Here is a 23,963-nt window from a genome sequence, read left to right on the forward strand (position 1 = left end):
ACTGACATGCGACTATGCTTGAGTCACAGACAGGGTTTCTGCAATCCAGGAACTGCCCTCGCCGATGCCCGACGAGAGGCGTAGTATTTTGTGATTATTTTTTTCTACAGGGATTGGTAACTTGGCTGGATACCTCCATCCTGTCGCGCACAATCCAAGAGGTGATTGATGCGCGCCAACTCGTCTGATCCACAAGACACCGTTACAGCAGATCAACCGATCAAACCCGAGCGTTTGCGCTGGCTGGATCGATTAAGCAAATACCGTCAGCCGATCGGTCTGGCCGTCACGTTGCTGCTGTTTGCCATTGCCCTGATTGCCTGCCGCCATCTGCTCGCCGAGCTCGATCTCTATGCGTTGCATGACTCGATTCTCGACGTGCCGAAACCGGCCCTGCTCGGCGCCATCGGTGCGACCGTGGTCGGTTTCATCATTCTGCTCGGCTATGAATGGTCGGCCAGCCGCTACGCTGGCGTGAAACTGCCGCCGCGCACGCTCGCGCTCGGCGGTTTCACCGCATTTGCGATTGGCAATGCGATCGGCCTGTCGCTGCTGTCCGGCGGCTCGGTTCGTTATCGTTTATATGCGCGATTGGGCGTCGGTGCGTCGGAAGTTGCGCACATGACGCTATTTGCCAGCCTCTCGCTGGGCTGCGCCTTGCCGCCACTGGCAGCGCTGGCCACCCTGAGCAACCTGCCCGCCGCCTCGCAAGCGCTGGGGCTGTCCGAAATCTTGCTGGGCTCGGTCGCCGCTGCCGTATTGATCCTTGGTACGGTGCTGGCGATCGGCATCTATCGTCGTCGCCTGCCGGAACAACCCTACCCCGACAATCTGCTGGTCCGTGCCGGGCGGCGCACCCTGCGCCTGCCGGGTCGGCGTCTGACCTTTCTGCAACTGGTGATCACCGCCCTCGATGTCGCGGCTGCCGCCACCGTTCTCTACTTGTTGCTGCCGGAAGCGCCGCCGTTTGCGCCGTTCCTGCTTGTGTATCTGCTGGCGCTGGCCGCCGGTGTACTCAGTCATGTACCGGGCGGTGTTGGCGTGTTCGAGGCGATTCTGCTCGCCGCGTTTGCCGACAAGCTCGGCGCCGCCCCGCTGGCAGCCGCACTGCTGCTGTATCGCCTGATCTACGTGGTGCTGCCGCTGCTGGTCGCCTGCGTATTACTGCTGATCAACGAAGGCCAGCGCCTGTTTCAATCCCAGACCATGCGCGCGGCGTCCGGTCTGGCCGCGCCGGTTCTGGCGGTGTTGGTGTTCCTGTCTGGCGTGGTGCTGCTGTTTTCCGGCGCGACCCCGGAAATCGACACGCGCCTGGAGCACATCGGTTTTCTGATCCCGCATCGTCTGGTCGACGCCTCGCACTTCGGCGCCAGCCTGATCGGCGTCCTCTGTCTGTTGCTCGCCCAAGGTCTGCGTCGACGCCTGTCGGCGGCGTGGATGCTGACCACCATTCTGCTGCTGGTTGGCGCCCTGCTCTCGCTGCTCAAAGGCTTCGACTGGGAAGAAGCCACGCTGATGACGTTGACGGCCGCGCTGCTCGGCGTGTTCCGCCGCTCTTTCTACCGTCCGAGCCGTTTGACCGAACTGCCGTTTTCGCCGCTGTATCTGGTCGCCAGTCTCTGCGTGCTGGGCGCTTCGGCCTGGTTGCTGCTGTTCGCCTATCAGGACGTACCCTACAGCCATCAATTGTGGTGGCAGTTCACCCTCGATGCTGACGCGCCGCGCGGTCTGCGCTCGCTGCTCGGTGCGGCGGTGTTGCTGGTGATCATCTCGCTGACCTGGCTGCTGCGCACGGCGCGCCCGGTGATTCATTTGCCGACGCCGGACGAACTGGATCGCGCGGCAAAGATTCTCATGGCCTCGTCGCAACCCGACGGCGGCCTCGCGCTGACCGGTGACAAGGCGTTGCTGTTTCACCCCAACGATGAGGCGTTCCTGATGTACGCCCGCCGTGGCCGCAGTCTGGTGGCGCTGTACGACCCGATCGGGCCGAGCCAGCAACGCGCGGAAATGATCTGGCAGTTCCGCGATCTCTGCGACATCCATCACACCCGCCCCGTGTTCTATCAGGTGCGCGCGGAGAACCTGCCGTACTACATGGACATCGGCCTGACAGCGATCAAGCTCGGCGAAGAAGCCCGGGTCGATCTGCTGCGCTTCGATCTGGAAGCCAAGGGCAAGGAGATGAAGGACCTGCGCTACACCTGGAACCGTGGCACCCGCGATGGACTGTCGCTGGAAATCCATGAGCCGGGGCAGGCGCCGATGGACGAGCTGAAAGTGATTTCCGATGCCTGGCTGACCGGCAAGAACGTGCGCGAGAAAGGCTTCTCCCTCGGCCGTTTCAGCGACGATTACCTGAAGCATTTCCGCATTGCGGTGATTCGCTTCGAAGGCCGCCCGGTAGCGTTCGCCAATCTGCTCGAGACCTACAGCCACGATCTGGCCAGTCTCGACCTGATGCGCGCACACCCGGAAGCGCCGAAGCTGACCATGGAATTCATGATGGTCGGCCTGATTCAACACTATAAGAGTCACGGATACGCGCGCTTCAGCCTGGGCATGGTGCCGTTGTCGGGTCTGCAACCCCGGCGCGGCGCACCGCTGACCCAGCGCCTGGGCTCGATGGTCTTCCGCCGTGGTGAGCAGCTGTACAACTTCCAAGGCTTGCGCCGCTTCAAAGACAAGTTCCAGCCCGACTGGGAACCCCGTTATATGGCCGTGCCCGCCGGACTCGATCCGCTCGTGGCGCTGGCCGATACTGCTGCCCTGATCGCGGGCGGCTTGACTGGATTGGTGAAACGCTGATGATTCAACGCTCCCTGAAGTACATCCTGGCCGCCCTGCTGGTATTGGCAGTGATTGCCGGCGGCGGTTACTGGTACCTCAAACGCCCGGCACCGGAACCGACCGTCGAACAACTGAAACCCGCCGATGGCACGGCCATGACCCGCGTGATCCCCGGCAACAAGCCGAAGGCTCAGGTGCTGGTGGCCGTCACCGACGAACAGAAGCTCTCCGAGAAACAACTGACCACCCTCAGCCGCAGCGCCTCGGCGCAGATCGTTCAGGTGATTCTGCCCAAGGACTGCCTGCTGCAAAGCCGCGCCCTGCAATCGGGCCTGCGTGAACTGAATGGCCCGGCCACCCTGGTCAGCGGCATCGGCCCGGGCGCTGTACTGGCGTGGCGCTGGCTGGCGGAACAGAAAGACGACAAGGCCCAGGCCGTCTCCGTCGATCTGGCCCTGGAAAAACCCGGCTGCACTCACCTGCTGCCGAAATCCGCCGCCCACGGCCACTGGCTGGTGGCGTGGAACGACAACCCGGACGACGCCAGCGCAGGCTTCGTGCGCGATCAGCCGAACGCCGAAACCAGCATCAGCGACTACGACATCAACCTGCCGCAAGTGCTGAACAACGAACTGCGCAAAATCCTCGTCGGCGGCGACAAGGCCAACGGCGGCCTGGCGATCCCGGTCGTGGAAGTGCCGGCCGGTCAGGCCAACGACACCGTGACCCTGTTCCTCTCCGGCGACGGCGGCTGGCGCGACCTCGACCGTGACGTGGCGGGCGAAATGGCCAAGATCGGCTACCCGGTGGTCGGCATCGACACCCTGCGCTACTACTGGCAGCACAAGAGCCCGGAGCAAAGCGCACTCGACCTCACCGAACTGATGCAGCACTACCGGCAGAAATGGGGCACCAAACGCTTCATCCTCACCGGCTATTCGTTCGGCGCTGACGTACTCCCGGCGATATACAACCGCCTGCCAGAGAACGAACAGCAACGCGTCGACGCGATCATCCTGCTCGCCTTCGCCCGCACCGGCAGCTTCGAAATCGAAGTCGAAGGCTGGCTGGGCAACGCCGGCAAAGAAGCCGCCACCGGCCCGGAAATGGCCAAGCTGCCAGCGGCCAAGGTTGTGTGCATCTATGGCGAAGAAGAGACGGATGAAAGTGGCTGCACCGACAAGACTGCTGTCGGCGAAGCGGTGAAACTGCCCGGCGGGCATCACTTCGATGAGAACTATCCAGCGCTGGCCAAGCGCTTGGTGGATTTGATCCAGAAGCGTCAGAGCAAGGATTCGGTCGCCGAAGAGTGATCTGAAGCCATCCACAAAAAGCCCCCGCAACTTCACGGTTGCGGGGGCTTTTTACATCCCAACAGCCACCAAAATCCCTGTGGGAGCGAGCCTGCTCGCGAAAGCGGTGGGTCAGTTTACAGATTCGGCGACTGACACTACGCCTTCGCGAGCAGGCTCGCTCCCACAGAGAAAAAAGTGCCAGGTGTTTACTTTCGTTTACTTCCAGTCTCGCAATATCAGATGACGCCCACAGACCTTGTAGGCAAACTCCGAAACTCTTGTTGGGCCGCTGTGCCGCTCTATTGCGCTGTTTTTCGACGGGATACTCTCCGGACGTCGCTGACCCATTCAGCGATCGGGCTTGGTAACCCGGTGGAATAAGGCGCAACAGCGCACCCGACACGACTCAGGCGAAATCCCGTCCGAGCCCCTGTGTTATGGCAGCTGTGTGTGGGACGCTTTCGAGCGTGCCGGTTTCCTTGGTTCCCCGGTTTACCAACCTGCGCACAGCTGCCACCCATTCGCTTGGTATCGGATGCGGCAGCTCTCGAAATCAAGGGAACTGACAATGAGCAATCCATCTGATCTTAAAACCATCGGCTTCACCCCTTTCCTCTACAACGCGGATCAAGCGTTCTTCAACGTCCGCTCCGGCATCCCGATCATCAATGCCTTGTCCCAATCCTCCGACCTGCTATCCCTCGCCAAATCCTTCGCCGAGGACGCTGCCTTCATCAAAGACACCGACCGCCATGCCTGGGCTGCGCATTACCTGACCGTGATGGGCAAAGCCTTGGTTGATGACGTGATCCAAGCGCTGATCCCACGACCTGCGCGGACGAAGACTGAATCTGAAGCTGATCTGTCTGAACGCACCTCTTGATTCAACCCAATACCCTGTGGGAGCGAGCCTGCTCGCGAATGCGGTGGTTCAGCCACCACATGCTTCGACTGACACTACGCCTTCGCGAGCAGGCTCGCTCCCACAGGGAATCAGCGGTGGTTTGAGGGATTGGGCACAGGCACAAAAAAGCCCCCGCCAACCACAAGGCTGACGGGGGCTTTTCAGTTGAGGCCAGGCTTACATCTCCACCTGCGTCCCCAACTCAATCACTCGGTTCAGCGGCAGATTAAAGAACCGCAAATTGCCATTGGCATTCTTCAACATGAACGCAAACAGCGCCTCACGCCAACGGGCCATACCTTCCAGTTTCGAGGCAATCACCGTCTCACGGCTGAGGAAGTAGGTCGTGCGCATCGGGCTGAAGTCCAGATCATCCAGATGACACAGCTTCAACGCTTGCGGCACGTCTGGCTCGTCGGTGAAGCCGAAGTGCAGGATCACCCGGAAGAAGCCTTCACCGTGCGCTTCCACTTCAAAACGCCGTGATGGCGGTACGCGCGGGATGTCTTCGTAGACCACCGTCAGCAACACCACTTGCTCATGCAACACCTGGTTATGCAGCAGGTTGTGCAACAAGGCATGGGGCACGGCGTCGGAGCGGGCGGTGAGAAACACGGCGGTGCCCTGCACGCGATGCGGCGGTTGCACGCGGATGCTGCTGATGAAGATCGGCAGCGGCAGCGCGCCTTCGTCGAGGCGTTCGACCAGCAGCTGTTTGCCGCGCTTCCAGGTGGTCATCAGCACGAACAGCGCGATACCGGCGATCACCGGGAAAGCGCCGCCCTGGACGATCTTCGGTACGTTGGCAGCGAAATACAGACCATCCACCAACAGGAAGCCGATCAACACCGGCACCGCAAGGATCGGTGGCCATTTCCACAGCAGCAGCATGACCGCCGACACCAGAATGGTGGTCATCAGCATAGTGCCGGTCACTGCGACGCCGTAGGCCGAGGCCAGTGCACCGGAGGATTCGAAGCCCAGCACCAACAGGACCACACCGACCATCAGCGCCCAGTTCACCGCACCGATGTAGATCTGGCCTTGTTCGTCGCTGGAGGTGTGCTGGATGTACATGCGCGGGATGTAACCGAGCTGGATCGCCTGACGGGTCAGGGAGAACGCGCCGGAAATCACCGCTTGCGAGGCGATCACCGTGGCCAGGGTCGAAAGGCCGACCAGCGGAATCAGCGCCCAGCTCGGCGCCAGCAGATAGAACGGGTTGCGCGCGGCTTCCGGGTTTTCCAGCAGCAACGCGCCCTGGCCAAAGTAATTCAGCACCAGCGCCGGCAGCACCAGCAGGAACCAGGCACGGGCGATCGGCTTGCGGCCGAAGTGGCCCATGTCAGCGTACAGCGCTTCCGCGCCGGTCAGCGCCAGCACTACCGCGCCGAGGATCGCTACGCCCATGCCCGGGTGCACGACAAAAAAATTCACCGCCCACATCGGGTTCAGCGCGTGCAGCACTTCCGGGGTGTGGCTGATGCCGTACACACCGAGCGCGCCGAGGACGAGGAACCAGGTAACCATGATCGGCCCGAACAGAATACCGATCCGCGCGGTACCGTGGCGCTGAATCAGAAACAAGGCGACCAGCACCACCAGCGACAGCGGCACCACCCAGTGATCAATGCCGTCAAACGCCAGGCCAAGGCCTTCGATCGCCGACAGCACCGAAATGGCCGGGGTGATCATGCTGTCGCCATAGAACAGCGCCGCGCCGATCAGCCCGCACACCACCAACAGCGTGCGCAGGCGCTTGCGCCCCGCCGCTGCCCGCCGAGCCAGTGCGGTCAGGGCCATGATGCCGCCCTCGCCCTGGTTGTCGGCGCGCAGGACGAACATCATGTACTTGATCGATACCACCCAGATCAGCGACCAGAAGATCAACGACAGGATGCCCAGCACGCCGTCGTGATTGACCGGCACGCCGTAACCGCCGGAAAACACTTCCTTGAGGGTGTACAACGGGCTCGTACCGATGTCGCCATAAACCACCCCGACCGCCGCGACCAGCATGCTCAGCGGTCTGCTTGCCGAACCCTCGGCGCCCGCCGCATGACTACTTGCCTGACCCATCCAACACTCCTGATCTCGATACCGGCTTCTTTGAAGGAAGCACTATGCTTTGAGTTGCAGCATGCGCTGTTTTACCTGTTGTTACAGACCAATGATTGACTGCAAGAAATCGGCAAAGCTCAACGGCGCGAAGCATAGCGCAGCACTCGTCGTATTTCCCCGTATAAAGCTGGTCAAGTGCGTTGCCCGCCGCTAGAATTGCGCACTTTTTGATCAGAGGCGCGCCCTAAGCGCCCATCCGTCGGCTTGCGCACCAAGCAAGCGACGTCACAAAACACCGAGGTTAGACATGTCCACCACTCCTGCGCCGGCCAATCCAAAGGTTGGCTTTGTATCTCTGGGTTGCCCGAAAGCACTGGTCGACTCCGAGCGCATCCTGACCCAGCTGCGCATGGAAGGCTATGACGTGGTGTCCACCTATCAGGACGCCGACGTCGTGGTGGTCAACACCTGCGGTTTCATCGATTCGGCCAAGGCTGAGTCGCTGGAAGTGATCGGCGAAGCGATCAAGGAAAACGGCAAGGTCATCGTTACCGGCTGCATGGGCGTGGAAGAAGGCAACATCCGCGACGTACACCCGAGCGTGCTGGCCGTGACCGGCCCGCAGCAGTACGAGCAAGTGGTCAACGCCGTGCACGAAGTGGTGCCGCCGCGTCAGGATCACAACCCGCTGATCGACCTGGTGCCGCCGCAAGGCATCAAACTGACCCCGCGCCACTACGCGTACCTGAAGATTTCCGAAGGCTGCAACCACAGCTGCTCGTTCTGCATCATCCCGTCGATGCGCGGCAAACTGGTCAGCCGTCCGGTCGGTGATGTGCTCGACGAGGCGCAGCGCCTGGTCAAATCCGGCGTCAAAGAGCTGCTGGTGATCTCGCAAGACACCAGCGCCTACGGCGTCGACGTGAAATACCGCACCGGCTTCTGGAACGGCGCGCCGGTGAAAAGCCGCATGACCGAACTGTGCGAAGCGCTGAGCACGCTGGGCGTTTGGGTACGCTTGCACTACGTTTACCCGTACCCGCACGTCGACGAGCTGATCCCGCTGATGGCCGCCGGCAAGATCCTGCCGTACCTGGACATCCCGTTCCAGCACGCCAGCCCGAAAGTCCTTAAGTCGATGAAACGCCCGGCGTTCGAAGACAAGACTCTGGCCCGCATCAAGAACTGGCGCGAAATCTGCCCGGACCTGATCATCCGTTCGACCTTCATCGTCGGCTTCCCGGGCGAAACCGAAGAAGACTTCCAGTACCTGCTCAACTGGCTGACCGAGGCCCAGCTCGACCGCGTCGGCTGCTTCCAGTACTCGCCGGTGGATGGCGCACCGGCCAACGATCTGGATCTGGAAGTGGTCCCGGACGACGTCAAGCAAGACCGTTGGGAACGCTTCATGGCGCACCAGCAGGCGATCAGCTCGGCACGTCTGCAGATGCGCATTGGTCGTGAGATTGAAGTGCTGGTGGATGAGGTGGACGAGCAAGGCGCGGTCGGCCGTTGCTTCTTCGACGCCCCGGAAATCGATGGCAACGTGTTTATTGATAACGGCAGCAATTTGAAGCCGGGTGACAAGGTCTGGTGCAAGGTGACTGACGCTGACGAATATGATCTGTGGGCTGAGCAGATCTGATCTGAAGATCAAAAGCCCCTCACCCCAGCCCTCTCCCAGAGGGAGAGGGGGCTGACCGTGTTGTTCTTTCTAGGTACATCGACCTGAGCTATCCGGTCGAACTCAGGTTTGAAAAGCACGAAGTTCAGCTCCCTTCCCCCTCGCCCTCTCTGGGGGAGAAGGGACTGATCGAGGTGCTCTTCAGAATGACGGCGACTTGAAATATCGAGTCGAACTCAGGCTTTGAACAGCACGAAGATCAGCTCCCTTCCCCCTCGCCCCCTCTGGGGGAGAGGGTTGGGGTGAGGGGGAGAGATCTTGCTGGCGACAGAAATAGCCAGCCAGACACCGCAACAAATCCAAAAAGCCCCGCTCTTTTCCGAGATACGGGGCTTTTTTGCGGCTATCGTTTAGCGGGGGACGGACTCCCTTGAACCGCACAAGAGGCACACGCACATGCGTCAGCATTCGGTCATCCACACACCGAAAATCAGCGATTACGAAGAACTGACCCGGGTCTGGGAGGCCTCGGTCCGTGCAACTCATCGGTTCCTGCCGGACAGCTATATCGAGCTGCTGCGCAATCTGGTGCTCACCCGCTATCTCGACGCGGTAATGCTGATCTGCACCAAGGACCGCCAGCAGCGCATCACCGGGTTTGCCGGTGTGGCGGCGGGCAAGATTGAAATGCTGTTCATCGATCCTGATCATCGTGGTCAAGGCTTGGGCAAGCAGTTGCTGCGCTATGCGATCGAACGGCTCAACGCCGATGAACTCGACGTCAACGAACAAAATCCGCAAGCCTTGGGTTTTTACGAGAAACAGGGCTTCGAGGTGATCGGCCGCTCCGAGGTCGACGGCATGGGCCAGCCGTATCCGTTGCTGCATATGCGCTTGCGGCAGTCCCAACAGCGCGCGAACCATGCCTGACACAACCTGGAACCCTGTGGGAGCTGGCTTGCCAGCGATGCAGACGCCGCGGTGTACGAGAAATACCGAGTTGATACCATCGCAGGCAAGCCAGCTCCCACAGGGAATACCAACACCCTGCAAATGGAACCGGGCTTAACCGCTTCCACACAGGTACAATGCCCACCCCTTTTTTGTTACGGCCCCGTCATGACTGACCCGATCCGCCTCTCCAAACGCCTCATCGAACTGGTCGGTTGCTCCCGCCGGGAGGCCGAGCTGTTCATCGAGGGCGGCTGGGTCACTGTGGACGGCGAAGTCATCGATGAGCCGCAATTCAAGGTCGGCGAGCAAAAGGTCGAGCTCGACGAGGACGCCAAGGCCACCGCGCCGGAGCCGGTGACCATCCTGCTTAACGCGCCCGCCGGCATGGATGTCGACAGCGCCATGCAATCGCTCAGCGCCGAAACCCTCAGCGAAGAGCATCGCTACGGCAAGCGTCCGTTGCGCGGACATTTCCTGCGCCTGACCGCCAGCGCCGACCTGCAGCCCAAGGCCAGCGGCCTGCTGGTGTTCACCCAGGACTGGAAAATCCTGCGCAAACTCACCGCCGACGCGGCGAAGATCGAGCAGGAATACATCGTCGAAGTCGAAGGTGAGATGGCTGCCCACGGCCTCAACCGCCTGCAACATGGCCTGACGCACAAGGGCAAGGAGCTGCCGCCGGTCAAGGCCAGCTGGCAGAACGAAAACCGCCTGCGCTTCGCCATGAAAAACCCGCAGCCGGGAATCATCGCGCAGTTCTGCGAAGCGGTCGGCCTGAAGGTCATCGGCATCCGCCGTATCCGCATCGGCGGCGTGTCGATCGGCAAGGTCCCGGTTGGCCAATGGCGCTACCTGTCCGGCAAAGAGAAGTTCTAGAACTTCCACTGCCGCCACACATTCCGGCAGCGCCCGCGAGCGCTGCCCACAACGCATCAGGAATACCGACATGGTTCATAACGACGTACTGCGCAGCGTGCGCTACATGCTCGACATCAGCGACAAGAAAGTTGTCGAGATCATCAAACTGGGCGGCATGGACGTCACGCTCGCCGATGTCATCACCTGGCTCGACAAGAAAGAAGAAGACGAAGAAGGCTTCGTACGCTGCCCGGACGAAGTCATCGCGCACTTCCTCGACGGCCTGGTGATCTTCAAACGCGGCAAGGACGAAAGCCGTCCGCCGCAGCCGATCGAAGTGCCGGTGACCAACAACATCATCCTGAAAAAACTGCGTGTGGCCTTCGAACTGAAAGAAGACGACATGCACGCGATCCTCAAGGCCGCCGAGTTTCCGGTATCCAAGCCTGAACTGAGCGCGCTGTTCCGCAAGGTCGGCCACACCAACTATCGGCCGTGTGGCGATCAGTTGCTGCGTAACTTCCTCAAGGGTCTGACCCTGCGCGTTCGCCCGGCCTGATGCCCTTCTGCGGTGGCGACTGATGGTCGCCACCGCAGCGCATGACCGTTCATTCCCTTCGAAAATAGTGGCTCCGTTTTTTGCGGCTGGCGACTAGGGTGTATTGACCCCTAGCCCTCAGGATTCGCCATGCACCCGTACTTTTCCCTGCAAGGCCGCACAGCTCTGGTGACCGGCGGCACCCGTGGTATCGGCAAAATGATCGCCAAGGCCTTTGTCGAGGCTGGCGCCCGAGTGTTCGTCTGCTCCCGCGACGCCGAAGCCTGTCATCAAACGGCGCAAGAACTCAGTGCCTTCGGCACTTGCCACGGCGTGGCGGCGAATCTGGCCACTGAAGAAGGCGTGCAGGAACTGGCCGCGCGCCTGGGTGAGCAGATCACTCATCTGGACATTCTGGTGAACAATGCCGGCACCACGTGGGGCGCGCCGCTGGAGAGCTATCCGGTCAAGGGCTGGGAAAAGGTCATGCAGCTCAACGTGACGTCGGTGTTCAGTTGCATCCAGCAGTTTCTGCCGTTACTGCGCAAGGCTGGTTCGGCGGCGAATCCGGCGCGGATCATCAATATCGGTTCGGTGGCGGGGATTTCTTCGTTTGGCGAGCAGGCATATGCCTATGGGCCGAGCAAGGCCGCTCTGCATCAGTTGTCGCGCATTCTGGCGCGAGAACTGGTGAGCCAGCACATCAACGTCAACGTGATTGCGCCGGGTCGCTTTCCGAGCAAGATGACCCAGCATATTGGTAATGATGAACAGGCATTGGCTGAGGATACTGCGCTGATTCCGATGAAGCGCTGGGGGCGTGAGGAAGAGATGGCGGCGCTGGCGATCAGCCTGGCGAGTACGGCGGGGGCTTATATGACCGGGAATATCATTCCTCTTGATGGTGGGTTCAGCCTCTGACATCGGCGGTGTGACTATCGCTGGCAAGCCAGCTCCCACAGGGTTCTTGGGTGTTTGAACAATCCGGGTTCACTCAAAAACCTGTGGGAGCTGGCTTGCCAGCGATGGCGTCCGCCCTGTCACCACCAGACTTGAAGCGAGCCGGGTTATCATGCCCGCCCTACCCGCTTCGATCCCAGACCATGACTTACAGCGTCTCCCCCATCGGCTTCGTGCGCTCCTGCTTCAAGGAGAAGTTCGCCATCCCCCGCCAGCCACAACTGGCCCCGGCCGCCCGTGGCGTGCTGGAACTGGTCGCGCCGTTCGACCAGGGTGACGCCGTGCAGGGGCTGGAGCAGGTCAGCCATGTGTGGCTGTTGTTTCTGTTCCACCAAGCCCTGGAAGACAAACCGCGACTGAAAGTGCGCCCGCCACGCCTGGGCGGCAACAAGTCGATGGGCGTGTTCGCCACCCGCGCCACGCACCGGCCGAACGGCATTGGCCAGTCGGTGGTGAAGCTGGACAGGGTCGAAGGTAATCGGCTGTTTATCTCCGGGATCGATCTGCTCGACGGCACGCCGGTGCTGGATATCAAACCGTATGTGCCGTATGCCGACATCATCCCTGGGGCAACCAATGACATCGCCAGCGCGGCGCCGCAGTTGATCGACGTCCAGTGGGTGGAGTCAGCCTTGAAACAAGCGCACACCCACGCTCAGCGGCTTGAAGAGCCATTGGTTGAGTTGATCGAGCAGTGCCTGGCGCAGGATCCGCGTCCGGCGTATCAGACACCGGCGCCGGAACGTGAATATGGTGCGCAGTTCTGGGATCTGGACGTGCGCTGGCATTACCCGACGCCCGAACAGATCCGCGTGCTGGAAGTCATCCCGGCCACAGCCTGAAAACACGCCCAGTGTAGGAGCTGCCGAAGGCTGCGATCTTTTGATCTTGATTTTAAAAAGCAAGATCAAAAGATCGCAGCCTTCGGCAGCTCCTTGGATCGTGGCAGGCATGAAGGAAATGCTTCGGGCATAAAAAAGCCCCCATTGCCTGCCAAGGCAATGGGGGCTTTTTGTGGCGCTTACTTCTCGACGAATGCACGCTCGATCAGGTAATCACCCGGCTCGCGCATCCGCGCCGAGATCTTCAGGCCGAAGCTGTCGAGCACTTCGCTGGTCTCGTCGAGCATGCTCGGGCTGCCGCAGATCATCGCGCGGTCGTCCTGCGGGTTGATCGGTGGCAGGCCGATGTCGCTGAACAGCTTGCCGCTGCGCATCAGGTCGGTCAGGCGGCCCTGATTCTCGAACGGCTCGCGGGTCACGGTCGGGTAGTAGATCAGCTTGTCACGCAGCGCCTCGCCGAAGAACTCGTTCTGCGGCAAATGCTCGGTGATAAATTCGCGGTAGGCGACTTCGTTGACGTAACGCACACCGTGAACCAGGATCACTTTTTCAAAGCGCTCGTAGGTTTCCGGGTCCTGAATGACGCTCATGAACGGCGCCAGACCGGTGCCGGTGCTCAGCAGGTACAGGTGCTTGCCCGGGTTCAGGTCATCAAGAACCAGCGTGCCGGTAGGCTTCTTCGAGATGATGATCTCGTCGCCTTCCTTCAAGTGCTGCAGCTGGGAGGTCAGCGGACCGTCCTGCACTTTGATGCTGAAGAACTCGAGATGCTCTTCCCAGTTCGGGCTGGCGATCGAGTAAGCGCGCATAAGCGGGCGGCCGTTGGGCTGTTGCAGGCCGATCATCACGAACTGACCGTTCTCGAAGCGCAGGCCCGGATCGCGGGTGCACTTGAAGCTGAACAGAGTGTCGTTCCAGTGATGAACACTGAGGACACGCTCGTGGTTCATGTTGCTCATGTACGTTTGACTCCTGGAGATTGGTCTGCGCGGCTCAATGAGGCTCAACGTGCGCAATTGCATCGCATTCTAATAGCGACGACAATATCTGTTAACTGGATTATTAAGATAAGGGTTATCGGTTATATCGATATGCGATTTACTCTCCGTCAACTGCAAGTCTTCGTTGCCGTCGCCCAGCAGGAAAGCGTATCCCGTGCTGCGGGTCTGCTCAACCTCTCGCAATCGGCGGCCAGCACTTCGATCACCGAGCTCGAGCGCCAGTCCAGCTGCCAGCTGTTCGACCGCGCCGGCAAACGCCTGAGCCTCAACGCCCTCGGCAAACAGCTGTTGCCGCAAGCGGTGGCCCTGCTCGACCAGGCCAAGGAAATCGAAGACCTGCTTAATGGCAAATCCGGTTTCGGCTCGTTATCAGTGGGGGCGACGCTGACCATAGGCAACTATCTGGCCACCCTGCTGATCGGCAGCTTCATGCAGCGCCACCCGGAAAGTCAGGTCAAGCTGCACGTGCAGAACACTGCCAATATCGTGCAACAGGTCGCCCACTACGAAATTGATCTGGGTCTAATCGAAGGCGATTGCAGCCACCCGGACATCGAAGTGCAGAGTTGGGTCGAGGATGAGCTGGTGGTGTTTTGTGCGCCGCAACATCCGCTGGCCAAACGCGGCAGTGCGACAATGGAAGAGCTGACCCATGAGGCATGGATTCTGCGGGAACAGGGTTCCGGCACGCGGCTGACCTTCGACCAGGCCATGCGTCACCATCGCAGCGCGCTGAATATTCGTCTCGAGCTGGAACACACCGAAGCGATCAAACGTGCAGTGGAATCTGGCTTGGGGATTGGCTGCATTTCGCGGCTGGCGCTGCGCGATGCCTTCCGGCGCGGCAGTCTGGTGCCGGTGGAGACGCCGGATCTGGACCTGGCCCGGCAGTTCTATTTCATCTGGCACAAACAGAAGTACCAGACTTCAGCGATGCGCGAGTTTCTCGAGCTGTGCCGAGCATTCACCGCCGGGGTGCAGCGCAGCGACGAGATCGTTTTGCCGACGATTGCTTAAAGCAGAATCACTGCCCACACCAAAGCGATCATGCTCAGTGCGACAAATTGCGCGGCACTGCCCATGTCCTTGGCGTTTTTCGACAGCGGGTGCAATTCCAGCGAGATGCGGTCAATGGCCGCTTCCACCGCCGAATTCAGCAACTCGACAATCAGCGCCAGCAAACACACGGCAATCAACAGCGCCTGCTCGACCCGGCTGACATTGAGGAAGAATGTCAGCGGAATCAGCACCACGTTGAGCAGCACCAGTTGGCGGAATGCCGCTTCGCCAGTGAAGGCGGCGCGCAGGCCATCGAGCGAATAGCCGGACGCGTTGAGGATGCGTTTCAGGCCGGTCTGGCCCTTGAAAGGTGACATAAGAAAGAAACCAGCCAAAAAGGTGTGGGGAAGCTAGATCAACGAAAGTCAAAAAAGCGTGAAACCGCCAGCCATCACTGGCTCGGAATTGACTCAAGTTGTTGCAGCAGTAAAGCCGCTTGCGTGCGAGTGCGCACGTTCAATTTGCGAAAGATCGCCGTGACGTGGGCCTTGATGGTCGCTTCCGACACGCTCAGCTCATAAGCGATCTGCTTGTTCAGCAGACCTTCGCAGACCATGGTCAGCACGCGGAACTGTTGCGGCGTCAGGCTGGCGAGGCCATCACTGGCAGCTTTCGCCTCATCCGACACGCTGACTGCTTCGAACGCTTGCGGCGGCCAGAACACGTCGCCATCGAGCACCTTGCGCACCGCTTCCTGAATCACGCTCAGATCGCTGGATTTGGGAATGAAGCCACTGGCGCCGAACTCGCGGGATTTGACCATCACCGAAGCTTCTTCCTGGGCCGAGACCATCACCACCGGAATCTGCGGATACTGCCCGCGCAGCAGCACCAGCCCGGAAAAACCGTAGGCGCCGGGCATATTCAGATCCAGCAGGACCAGATCCCAGTCAGCCTTTTCAGTCAGGCGAGCTTCCAGTTCGGCAATGCTCGCCACCTCCACCAGTCGCACGTCCGGGCCAAGGCCCAGCGTCACCGCTTGGTGCAGGGCGCTGCGAAACAGGGGGTGATCATCGGCAATCAGGATGTCGTATGTGGCCATTTTTCAAATGATCCTGTTTTTGATGGCAGACGCGGTAGATTCCGGTCTGGCCAAAGCAACTCGAGACAACGCTTGGAAGCGATATCCACAGGGGCACGTTCGACGCCAATCAACAGCAAACACGGCGTCTCAAACCTTGGCCGCACCCTAATCGGCGCCAAGCATGCCCAGCGCAGCCGGGGTGGTCAAGCAAGATGGCCAGCGCTGTCGACAGTATGGGCCACTATCGGGCCAACTCCGGCTGCGGCTTTCGTATATAGGGCAGCAGCTCGGCATGGGCGGGCGTTGATTCATTCATGTCCAGTTGCTGCTTGGCACCGAGGTAATGCTGGCTGAACACATCGAAATAGGCGTCCAGCGCCGAAGCGGCATCGCTGTCACCGGCCAGCTCCAGGCACAACGCCGCAACTTCAGCGGTGCACAGGTGCTCGCTGCGGGTCGAACGGCGCAAGCGATAGCGCGAGAGTTTGTCGGGCAGCAGGCTGAGGATTGGCAAGCGGTCGAAATACGGACTCTTGCGAAAGATCTTGCGCGCCTCCGTCCAGGTCGCATCGAGCAGAATGAACAGCGGGCGCTTGCTGCTATCGACTGCCACCGTGTTGGTCACCCGCGACGGTTCGACATACTCGCCCGGAAACACCAGGTACGGCTGCCATTGCGGATCGTTGAGCAGTGCAAGCATCTGCGGGTCGGGCTCGGTGCGTGACCAGATGAACGCATGGTTGTCGCGCACCACATCGGCAATCAGCCAACCGGTGTTGCTTGGCTTGAACACTTCCTTGCCGGTCATGATCAGGCACACGCCGGAGCGGGTGTCGACGCTTGGCCGCCACGCGCACAGGCAATGACTTATGATCACTCGGCAATCGCGGCAACGCTCGGAGCGAAAGCCGCGCGCCTGAATCGGCTTGATGCCTTCGTCCTCGCGCTGATCGCGCAGGCGGGCCACGGCGTTGGGGGCATGGTTCATCGCAGGCAACACCGGCAGACAGGGAAACTCGACACGAACGACACTCGGCAGGGCAATAAAGGCCGGCAGTTTACCAGAGCGACGGCCACAAGCCTGTACCGTCCAGACCGGCTCCCCTATAATTCGCCGCCACTGAACGCACCGCCCCGTGACGGGTCGAACCACCAGTCACCGAATCAGGAGAGTTTCATGCTGCGCCTTATCGTTCCCACCGCTGCCATTCTGCTGGCGTCGTCCTTTACCGCTCAGGCTGCGTCCCTGAGTGAGCAGAATCTGAACCGAGAGCTGCGCAACGTCGCCGCCCAAAGCAGCGTCGGCACGCCACGGGCGATCAATGAAGACATTCTTGATCAAGGCTACACCGTCGAAGGCACGCAGCTGATCAACCATCTGAGCGTGCAAAAGAGCCACGCCGACAAGATGCGCGCCGATCCCAAGGCTGTGTATTTCCAGTTGGGCGCGTCGGTGTGCAACAACCCGTCGTACCGCAAGCTGATGGCCAAGGGCGCGATCATGCGTTACGACTTCACCGAAGTGAAAACCAACAAAGCGATCGGCTCGGCCAGTTACCAGGAATCCGATTGCCCGAAAGCCGCGCCAGCGAAGAAGAAGTAATCAGCGCGAAGCCTTGGCGCGCCGCTGCTCATCCTCGGCGCGCAATTCCGCCACTAGCGCCTGCAGATAGCGCGAGCGACGCTCGCCGCCGGCCAATCGTCGGCAGCACTCTTCTTCGAGACTCAATTGATGCGTCTCGGCCGACTCCTGCAACATTCGATACAACTGCGTATCGATCTCCAGAACCACTCTGACCATGCATCCCGCCTCCTTGCCACCCACGAATCCTTGAATTGCTTTGCCTTGCGCAAACGCAAGGTTGTCTTGCGACGTCTGTATTTGAGTAAATCAGAGTGATGGCCCTTTGCGATACGTTCAGACGAGCGGCGGGGCTTTGGCGCAAATCAGTAAGCGGTTGCCAGACAAAACGTTACAGCGCACTGTTCAAGTCAGCGCGAATGCGTGCGAGGGTCTAGATTGAGAGTATTCCCGATCATTCGTTAACGGCAGAAATGGAACTGCCGGCCCTGCGTGTTTTTGCAGTGCGACCCGGACGCTGGTTGTCCGGGCTACCCGCCCTGTACAGAAGGAGACGTTGAATGCCTTATCAACCGAACGACCTCTTGAGCCGTCATTTTCAGGAAAGCGGCGACCTCATCAGCCAGGTCGAAGCCCAACTCAGTCATATTTCCACCAACAGCCCGAACATCCCCATCTACCGTGACATGATCCTGACCGTGCTGCGCATGGCTCAGGAAGACCACAACCGCTGGAACGCCAAGATCACCCTGCAAGCCCTGCGTGAACTGGAGCAAGCATTTCGTGTACTCGAGCAATTCAAGGGCCGGCGCAAAGTTACCGTGTTCGGCTCGGCACGTACGCCAGTGGAGCATCCGCTGTATGCAATGGCCCGCGAACTCGGCGCAGCACTGACACGCGCAGAGATGATGGTCATCACCGGCGCCGGCGGCGGCATCATGGCCGCCGCCCACGAAGGAGCCGGTCGAGATCACAGCTTGGGTTTCAATATCACCCTGCCCTTCGAGCAACATGCCAATCCCACCGTCGACGGCACCGACAATCTGTTGCCCTTCCACTTTTTCTTCACCCGAAAACTGTTCTTCGTCAAAGAGGCTGACGCGCTGGTGCTGTGCCCGGGCGGGTTTGGCACCCTTGATGAAGCGCTGGAAGTGCTGACGCTGATTCAGACCGGCAAAAGCCCATTGGTGCCGGTGGTGTTGCTGGATGTTCCGGGCGGGACGTTCTGGCAAGGCGCGCTGGACTTCATCCGCAATCAGCTGGAAGAAAACCGCTACATCCTGCCGACCGATATGAAGCTGATGCGACTGGTCTACAGCGTTGAAGAAGCGGTGGAAGAGATCAATCAGTTCTACAGCAACTTCCACTCCAGCCGCTGGCTCAAGCGGCAATTTGTGATTCGCATGAACCACAAGCTCAGCGACCAGGCACTGGCGCGGATGCAGGAGGAGTTTGCTGATCTGTGCCTGAGCGACCAGTTCCACCAACATGCCTACAGCGGCGAAGAACACGACGATGCGCAGTTCAGCCATCTGGCACGGCTGGCCTTTGCCTTCAATGGCCGTACCCATGGTCGTCTGAGGGAGTTGGTGGACTTTATCAATCTGCCGGAAAACTGGGCCGATTCAAAACCGCCCATTGCACAACGCTCACGCGAGCCTTTCAACGTAATTTGAAGGCAAAAAAAAGGCCCGCTATTTTCTAAAAAATAGCGGGCCTTTTTTGTTGAATCGGTCTAATCGTCTATCCCTCGACCGCTGAACAAGCGGTTGATCATCTCCATCGAGAACCCCCGATACGCCAGAAACCGGCCTTGCCTGGCCCGTTCTTTCGCATCAATCGGTAAATGTCCGGAGAACTTACGTTGCCACGTATCCTGAAGCTGCGCCTGCCAATTGATACCACTTTCGCGCAGGGCGATTTCGATATCGGTACGTTGCAAACCCCGCTGGCTGAGCTCCTCGCGAATTCGCAGAGGGCCATAGCCGGAACGGGCTCGGTAGGAGACAAAGCTTTCAAGGTAACGGGCTTCGGAAAGCAGACCCTCTTCCGTCAAACGGTCGAGGGCTGTTTCGATCAGCTCCGCCTCGGCGCCGCGCTGACGCAGCTTACGCGTCAACTCGACTCGACCATGCTCGCGACGTGCGAGCAGGTCCATGGCGGTTCGCCGCACCGCGACGAGGGTATCCAGTACGGCGGTGGTCATCGCTGATATCAGAGATCAGCGTCGGCCAGGTCGTCTTCGGTCTCTTTGACCGCCGAGGCCTTGGAATCCGCGATCACCGCTGGCGACAGCAGCTTGTCACGCAGCTGCTTCTCGAGCTTCGCGGCGATTTCCGGGTTGTCCGCCAGGAACTTGGCCGAGTTGGCCTTGCCCTGACCGATCTTGGTGCCTTCGTAGGCGTACCAGGCGCCGGACTTCTCGACAAAACCGTGCAGCACACCCAGGTCGATCATCTCGCCGTTGAGGTAGATGCCTTTGCCGTAAAGAATCTGGAACTCGGCCTGACGGAACGGCGAAGCCACCTTGTTCTTCACAACCTTGACGCGGGTTTCGCTGCCGACCACTTCGTCGCCTTCCTTCACCGCGCCGGTACGGCGGATGTCGAGACGAACCGAGGCGTAGAACTTCAGCGCGTTACCACCGGTGGTGGTTTCCGGGCTGCCGAACATCACGCCGATTTTCATACGGATCTGGTTGATGAAAATGACCAGGCAGTTGGCGTTCTTGATGTTACCGGTGATTTTACGCAGCGCCTGAGACATCAGACGTGCTTGCAGGCCGACGTGCATGTCGCCCATTTCACCTTCGATTTCAGCCTTCGGTACCAGTGCCGCCACGGAGTCGACGATGATCACGTCAACGGCATTGGAGCGCACCAGCATGTCGGTGATTTCGAGGGCCTGTTCGCCGGTGTCCGGCTGGGAAACCAGCAGGTCGTCAACGTTGACGCCCAGCTTGCCGGCGTACTCTGGATCGAGGGCGTGCTCGGCGTCGACGAATGCGCAGGTCGCGCCGGCTTTTTGCGCCTGGGCGATCACGGACAACGTCAGCGTGGTTTTACCGGAGGATTCAGGACCGTAGATTTCAACAATACGGCCTTTTGGCAGACCGCCGATGCCGAGTGCGATGTCCAGACCCAGAGAGCCAGTAGAGATGGCCGGGATCGCCTGACGGTCCTGATCGCCCATACGCATTACGGCACCCTTGCCGAATTGACGTTCGATCTGACCCAGGGCCGCAGCCAAGGCTTTCTTCTTGTTGTCGTCCATTAAAGTCCTCACGTAATCAATAAGGCCTGACGGCCAACACCTGTATAAGTAGCCAGTATTATTCCACAGCGTTCGAAGATCGCCTACCCCTGATTTTCGATTTCTCGTGCCGCTAGTCGCACAAGCCCCTCTAGCGCGGCCTTCACCGTTTGTCGGCGGACTTCATCACGACCACCGGGGAAGTGCTGAACCTCGCTATAAACCTCATCGCCCACACCCCAGGCCAGCCACACTGTGCCCACCGGTTTGTTCGGCGTGCCACCGTCGGGGCCGGCGACACCGCTGACCGCCACGGCAAAATGCGCCAGGCTGTGATGCTGCGCACCACGCACCATGGCCTCGACCACTTCACGACTGACCGCCCCTACCGTCTCGAACAAATCGCCTGGCACATCCAGCTGCCGGGTTTTCTGCCGATTGGAGTACGTCACGTACCCCGCTTCAAACCAGGCCGAACTGCCCGGAATCCGCGTAATCGCTTCGGCGATACCGCCACCGGTACAGGACTCGGCGGTAGTGACATGAGCATTGAGCACTTGCAGACGTCGGCCCAGTTCTGCGGCCAGTTGGGTGGTCTCTTTCACGGCGAGCTCCGGATCGTGTGGAATGCCTCCACCGTACACGAGCCGGACGCGCTTTCAATACACAGAATCATTCAAGATGTTCGGGCGCCAGCGCTCTGACATAGGCCTGACAGGCCTGCAACGCAATCAATCCACGGTCGCCGGTGTCGGTGATGGCGATAATTCGTTGAGCATGCGCCGGGTCAAGTCGGGCGCGTACGGTTGCAGAATCCACGCCGCTGGTGCCGGCGGCGGCTGGCATCGCACAGCCGTGGGCAACGTCGCCGGCGTCGAGAAGGACTGACAGCCGCACATCGGCAGTAGCAAGGCGATCGCGCAAGCGATCCTGATCACGTTGGGCATCGCTCAGCGCTCGATAATGGGTTTGCTCACTGGCCGCGAGCCGCTGCTCCAGTGCCAGGCGTCTATCCTGCTCGGCCTGTTGCGCGGTGGCGGCGGTCTGCGTCAGTTGATTGAGGGTTTCGGCGTTTAACCGCGCCTGCTCGGCCAATTGCCGCCCGTAGCGCCAGTCCTGAAACTGCCATGCCGCTGCAAACGCCCCGGTCACCAGCAGCAACAGACCCATCACGCGCCAGGAGCCGGACATAGCACCGCCCTCGCCCGCGCCCAAATCTCGAGGCGATCCTGCAAGCCGTTCAACCCGCCGTTGATCCGGCGGGTGATGGTGTTGAACTGGTCCGCGTCGGCCAGTTCATTCAAGCCCTTCTGCCCCCAGAACCACGCCGCCGATTCGGCCGCCCATTGCGGTTGCTCGAGCAATTCGGGCAACGACAAAAGACGCTCATCGCCAAACAAGCCGAGACTGCACTGACGATAATTTGCCCGGCCGGTGATCTGAATCAGTCCACGCCCGCGATACTTTTGCCCGTCGCCGTCGGCTTCCGGAGTATTGCCCAGACGCAGCGCCAGCGTGCCGGTGTCGTATTTGCTCAGGTACTGGTTGTTGCCCAGTTCGCGCACGTAACGCAATTGGCCCGACTCGTGACCGACCTGTGCCAGAAAAGCCGCGATACGTTTTGGCGTATCGATGCGCTGCTTGGCCATCGCGGTGTTGAGTGGCGAAACAAAAAGGCCCGCTTGGGAGCGGGCGTTGGGCATGATGTCGATAAGGTGTTTTTCAGTTAATTGCATGATGCTTGATCCTCCCTGGATGTTGCCCCGATTGAATCACGGCTGGCGGCTGATGCTTGCCAGCCATTTATTTGCCAGAGTTTTCAGGGTGCCGGTTGCACCAGTTTCAGCGAGTACCCCATCCGCCGGTAGCACCTGCCCGCCCGAGAGCTGCCACTGCTGGAACTCTAGCCAGTCGCGATTGTTGGAGTCCTGTGGAATAAATGCACAGTCAGCCAGGCGCAACACGCCGCAAGCGCTTAGTTGATAAGCCATGAGTGTCGCTCCTAGATTTCAGCGTCCGCTGTCCATTCCAGTTGTAAAGTCTGCCCCGGTGCGCTGCCGACTGGCGTGACAGTGGCAAAAGAAATACTACGATCCGTTACGCCTTGAAGTAGCGTGCCGGTGCAAGCTTTGCTGATCGTTTGATTCCAGACCTGATTACTGCTGTCTGCCGGGCTATAGGCAGTGACAGTCGGTTGAACCCTTTTCTGAACCAGAAAGCCGATCGTCATCCCGTATTGGCCGATATTTCCTGCCGGGACCTGAGTAAACGTCGAGATACACGTATTGGTGCCATTATTGGCTTTGACCGGCAACCCGGAAGCAAATGACTTTTCGTAATAGCGCTGACATAACGCCAGCTCCTGCGCTAAGGGACGAAGCTCAAAGGGAGTGGACACAGGCCCCTCCTCCAATTGGATCTGTGTCAGATCGACCGTTTGCAGAACGTTGAGAGGCAGATCGAACGCCAATGTCAGACAGTCGCCGCTGCCTTGCATTTTCCCCGCAATGGCGGGCACCTGAAACGTTGCGGTGTAGCGCGTCCACACTGTGTTCAGTTGAAACGTATCAATCAGTTTCCCAACGGCTGCCGATCCACCTACCCCGAATTGCTGCGCAATCGTTATTTGCAAAGGCCGCACGGCATCGGATCGAGCCCAGAACGTCAGCGTTGCCGTTTTTCCGGCGAGCGTTCTGACCGACTCTATATTCTGGGAGATTTTGTGAACGGTAGCTCCCGCCCCTGCGGACGTTTGCTGCCAGCGCAGGAAACAGGCCGGTTCATCAGAGACCTCGCCTTGCCCGAGCGCAAAATTTTGCCGCGTGATGCTCACTCCGGCGTTTCCGTTCCAGTCACAACGGAAACGATCAGCCACGTACCCGCCGACATTTGGCGCCTGATTGCTCGCACCACGCTGCCAGATTCTGAAATCGCCATTGATCAACAGATTCTTGCGATAGACCTGCACCGGAAACGCTTGCAGCGGATCAGGTCTGGACAACTCTCGAATGGCTTGAGCCAATTGATGGGTCTGATTTTCATCAGGTGTCAGGCCAGCAGCCGTGATTGCATTGAGTATTTCCTCGGTAACACTGTTCCCCCAACTCGCCGGGATCAGTGACCCCGGCGTCCCTGCAATCGGGTCTTCGTCGACAAACCTGCCGTTTTCCAGACCTGAGCCCGGAATGCTTTTCGGATAATCCATATCACGTCCCTAAT

25 protein-coding genes are annotated in these 23,963 nt (G+C 59.9%); 12 read left to right on the plus strand and 13 right to left on the minus strand.

The genetic code is table 11. The features are described from left to right. Positions 1-168 precede the first annotated feature (168 nt). From mprF to AB4N48_RS18590, 3 genes are all read left to right on the plus strand, one after another. Positions 169-2,808 carry a bifunctional lysylphosphatidylglycerol flippase/synthetase MprF gene (gene mprF / locus AB4N48_RS18580; protein ID WP_460094149.1) on the plus strand — a complete coding sequence of 880 codons (2,640 nt, stop codon included), beginning with the start codon at positions 169-171 and terminating at the stop codon, positions 2,806-2,808. Beyond that, the gene (locus AB4N48_RS18585) at positions 2,808-4,103 is read left to right on the plus strand and encodes a virulence factor family protein (protein WP_056783327.1); all 1,296 of its coding nucleotides are present in this window, start codon (positions 2,808-2,810) and stop codon (positions 4,101-4,103) included. Before mprF ends, AB4N48_RS18585 begins: the two co-directional genes overlap by 1 nt. A 550-nt stretch (positions 4,104-4,653) precedes the next feature. Next, a complete protein-coding gene (locus AB4N48_RS18590; RefSeq protein WP_460094150.1) occupies positions 4,654-4,968 on the plus strand; it encodes a DUF3077 domain-containing protein in 315 nt (104 codons plus the stop codon). Positions 4,969-5,166: 198 nt separating this feature from the next. Here the strand turns inward: AB4N48_RS18590 and AB4N48_RS18595 are convergent, their stop codons facing one another. Beyond that, positions 5,167-7,008: a potassium transporter Kup gene (locus AB4N48_RS18595; protein WP_370695135.1), complete on the minus strand. Its 1,842-nt coding sequence runs from the start codon at positions 7,006-7,008 to the stop codon at positions 5,167-5,169. A 349-nt stretch (positions 7,009-7,357) separates the two neighbouring features. Between AB4N48_RS18595 and rimO the strand changes: the two genes are divergently transcribed. The 6 genes from rimO to tsaA all read left to right on the plus strand — a co-directional run bounded on the left by rimO (position 7,358) and on the right by tsaA (position 12,826). Beyond that, complete coding sequence (rimO, locus tag AB4N48_RS18600) at positions 7,358-8,695, plus strand: 30S ribosomal protein S12 methylthiotransferase RimO (protein ID WP_460094151.1); 1,338 nt, start codon at positions 7,358-7,360, stop codon at positions 8,693-8,695. Positions 8,696-9,130: 435 nt separating this feature from the next. Then, positions 9,131-9,604, plus strand: coding sequence for a GNAT family N-acetyltransferase (locus AB4N48_RS18605; RefSeq protein ID WP_095180524.1), 474 nt, complete (start codon positions 9,131-9,133; stop codon positions 9,602-9,604). Between the two features lie 189 nt (positions 9,605-9,793). Then, complete coding sequence (locus AB4N48_RS18610; protein WP_375123202.1) at positions 9,794-10,504, plus strand: rRNA pseudouridine synthase; 711 nt, start codon at positions 9,794-9,796, stop codon at positions 10,502-10,504. A gap of 70 nt (positions 10,505-10,574) precedes the next feature. Beyond that, positions 10,575-11,045 carry a YehS family protein gene (locus tag AB4N48_RS18615; RefSeq protein ID WP_056783315.1) on the plus strand — a complete coding sequence of 157 codons (471 nt, stop codon included), beginning with the start codon at positions 10,575-10,577 and terminating at the stop codon, positions 11,043-11,045. A gap of 129 nt (positions 11,046-11,174) precedes the next feature. Then, positions 11,175-11,945: an SDR family oxidoreductase gene (locus tag AB4N48_RS18620; protein ID WP_236168037.1), complete on the plus strand. Its 771-nt coding sequence runs from the start codon at positions 11,175-11,177 to the stop codon at positions 11,943-11,945. A gap of 182 nt (positions 11,946-12,127) precedes the next feature. After that, positions 12,128-12,826: a tRNA (N6-threonylcarbamoyladenosine(37)-N6)-methyltransferase TrmO gene (gene tsaA, locus AB4N48_RS18625; RefSeq protein WP_095180522.1), complete on the plus strand. Its 699-nt coding sequence runs from the start codon at positions 12,128-12,130 to the stop codon at positions 12,824-12,826. Between the two features lie 179 nt (positions 12,827-13,005). On the opposite strand, the gene fpr is transcribed toward tsaA, so the two are convergent. Further along, positions 13,006-13,785, minus strand: coding sequence for a ferredoxin-NADP reductase (gene fpr / locus AB4N48_RS18630; protein ID WP_007908723.1), 780 nt, complete (start codon positions 13,783-13,785; stop codon positions 13,006-13,008). A gap of 132 nt (positions 13,786-13,917) precedes the next feature. Here fpr and AB4N48_RS18635 point away from each other — a divergent pair, with 132 nt between their 5' ends. Further along, positions 13,918-14,844: a LysR family transcriptional regulator gene (locus AB4N48_RS18635; RefSeq protein ID WP_024011881.1), complete on the plus strand. Its 927-nt coding sequence runs from the start codon at positions 13,918-13,920 to the stop codon at positions 14,842-14,844. On the opposite strand, the gene AB4N48_RS18640 is transcribed toward AB4N48_RS18635, so the two are convergent. The 3 genes from AB4N48_RS18640 to AB4N48_RS18650 all read right to left on the minus strand — a co-directional run bounded on the left by AB4N48_RS18640 (position 14,841) and on the right by AB4N48_RS18650 (position 16,898). Next, on the minus strand, positions 14,841-15,203 hold the full coding sequence (locus AB4N48_RS18640) for a diacylglycerol kinase (protein ID WP_003222276.1): 363 nt from the start codon (positions 15,201-15,203) through the stop codon (positions 14,841-14,843). The two genes, AB4N48_RS18635 and AB4N48_RS18640, sit on opposite strands and share 4 nt — an antisense overlap. A 74-nt stretch (positions 15,204-15,277) precedes the next feature. Then, positions 15,278-15,928: a response regulator transcription factor ErdR gene (erdR, locus tag AB4N48_RS18645; protein ID WP_016771412.1), complete on the minus strand. Its 651-nt coding sequence runs from the start codon at positions 15,926-15,928 to the stop codon at positions 15,278-15,280. Positions 15,929-16,151: 223 nt separating this feature from the next. Next, positions 16,152-16,898 (minus strand): tRNA-uridine aminocarboxypropyltransferase, encoded by a 747-nt coding sequence (locus AB4N48_RS18650; protein WP_460060068.1) that lies wholly within the window; start codon positions 16,896-16,898, stop codon positions 16,152-16,154. Between the two features lie 189 nt (positions 16,899-17,087). On the opposite strand from AB4N48_RS18650, the gene AB4N48_RS18655 reads away from it, so the two are divergent. After that, positions 17,088-17,513: a PA3611 family quorum-sensing-regulated virulence factor gene (locus AB4N48_RS18655; protein WP_007908738.1), complete on the plus strand. Its 426-nt coding sequence runs from the start codon at positions 17,088-17,090 to the stop codon at positions 17,511-17,513. Here AB4N48_RS18655 and AB4N48_RS18660 read toward each other — a convergent pair whose 3' ends face one another. Beyond that, a complete protein-coding gene (locus AB4N48_RS18660) occupies positions 17,514-17,711 on the minus strand; it encodes a hypothetical protein (RefSeq protein WP_016770569.1) in 198 nt (65 codons plus the stop codon). 341 nt (positions 17,712-18,052) lie between these two features. Here AB4N48_RS18660 and AB4N48_RS18665 point away from each other — a divergent pair, with 341 nt between their 5' ends. Then, positions 18,053-19,168 (plus strand): LOG family protein, encoded by a 1,116-nt coding sequence (locus AB4N48_RS18665; RefSeq protein WP_305382333.1) that lies wholly within the window; start codon positions 18,053-18,055, stop codon positions 19,166-19,168. A 59-nt stretch (positions 19,169-19,227) separates the two neighbouring features. Here AB4N48_RS18665 and recX read toward each other — a convergent pair whose 3' ends face one another. From recX to AB4N48_RS18700, 7 genes are all read right to left on the minus strand, one after another. Continuing rightward, positions 19,228-19,698, minus strand: a complete 471-nt coding sequence (recX, locus tag AB4N48_RS18670) for a recombination regulator RecX (RefSeq protein WP_252877589.1) — start codon at positions 19,696-19,698, stop codon at positions 19,228-19,230. A gap of 8 nt (positions 19,699-19,706) precedes the next feature. Beyond that, on the minus strand, positions 19,707-20,765 hold the full coding sequence (gene recA / locus AB4N48_RS18675) for a recombinase RecA (RefSeq protein WP_024011876.1): 1,059 nt from the start codon (positions 20,763-20,765) through the stop codon (positions 19,707-19,709). 83 nt (positions 20,766-20,848) lie between these two features. Next, positions 20,849-21,349 (minus strand): CinA family protein, encoded by a 501-nt coding sequence (locus AB4N48_RS18680; RefSeq protein ID WP_256810425.1) that lies wholly within the window; start codon positions 21,347-21,349, stop codon positions 20,849-20,851. A 67-nt stretch (positions 21,350-21,416) separates the two neighbouring features. Then, positions 21,417-21,935, minus strand: coding sequence for a lysis system i-spanin subunit Rz (locus AB4N48_RS18685; protein WP_310214541.1), 519 nt, complete (start codon positions 21,933-21,935; stop codon positions 21,417-21,419). Further along, positions 21,914-22,480 (minus strand): glycoside hydrolase family 19 protein, encoded by a 567-nt coding sequence (locus AB4N48_RS18690; RefSeq protein WP_460094153.1) that lies wholly within the window; start codon positions 22,478-22,480, stop codon positions 21,914-21,916. The genes AB4N48_RS18685 and AB4N48_RS18690 overlap by 22 nt, the downstream gene beginning before the upstream one ends. A 36-nt stretch (positions 22,481-22,516) precedes the next feature. Beyond that, positions 22,517-22,735, minus strand: a complete 219-nt coding sequence (locus AB4N48_RS18695; protein WP_095180517.1) for a hypothetical protein — start codon at positions 22,733-22,735, stop codon at positions 22,517-22,519. 11 nt (positions 22,736-22,746) lie between these two features. Further along, positions 22,747-23,949: a carbohydrate-binding protein CenC gene (locus AB4N48_RS18700; RefSeq protein ID WP_095180516.1), complete on the minus strand. Its 1,203-nt coding sequence runs from the start codon at positions 23,947-23,949 to the stop codon at positions 22,747-22,749. Positions 23,950-23,963: the final 14 nt, after the last annotated feature.

Source organism: Pseudomonas sp. S2_C11 (assembly GCF_054668395.1).